Source organism: Bradyrhizobium sp. Kon58 (assembly GCF_055807455.1).
On the sequence record NZ_JBVVOT010000105.1, the window covers coordinates 1 to 676 of the forward strand.

At 54.1% G+C, this 676-nt stretch carries 1 rRNA gene; it reads right to left on the reverse strand.

Annotated elements, in window-relative coordinates:
* Nucleotides 1-74 precede the first annotated feature (74 nt).
* A 23S ribosomal RNA gene (locus AC0L20_RS39645) occupies nt 75-676 on the reverse strand; the annotation flags it as partial.

Consider the following 676-nt stretch of genomic DNA (forward strand, 5'->3'; position numbering starts at 1 on the left):
TGATTGCTGCGCACGCTGATCATCAACTTGATATCGATCCACTCCACGCCCTGCGCCTTGAGCTTGGGCAATTCGCGCTCAAGCACCGCCAGCGTCTGCGGATAAGGGTGCCCGATCATCACCGCCGAACCTTGCTTGTGCGCCAGCTTGACCCGGAGTACCTTTTATCCGTTGAGCGATGGCCCTTCCATACAGAACCACCGGATCACTAAGACCTACTTTCGTACCTGCTCGACGTGTCTGTCTCGCAGTCAAGCGCGCTTTTGCCTTTATACTCTACGACCGATTTCCGACCGGTCTGAGCGCACCTTCGTACTCCTCCGTTACTCTTTAGGAGGAGACCGCCCCAGTCAAACTACCCACCATACACTGTCCTCGATCCGGATAACGGACCTGAGTTAGAACCTCAAAGTTGCCAGGGTGGTATTTCAAGGATGGCTCCACGCAGACTGGCGTCCACGCTTCAAAGCCTCCCACCTATCCTACACAAGCAAATTCAAAGTCCAGTGCAAAGCTATAGTAAAGGTTCACGGGGTCTTTCCGTCTAGCCGCGGATACACTGCATCTTCACAGCGATTTCAATTTCACTGAGTCTCGGGTGGAGACAGCGCCGCCATCGTTACGCCATTCGTGCAGGTCGGAACTTACCCGACAAGGAATTTCGCTACCTTAGGAC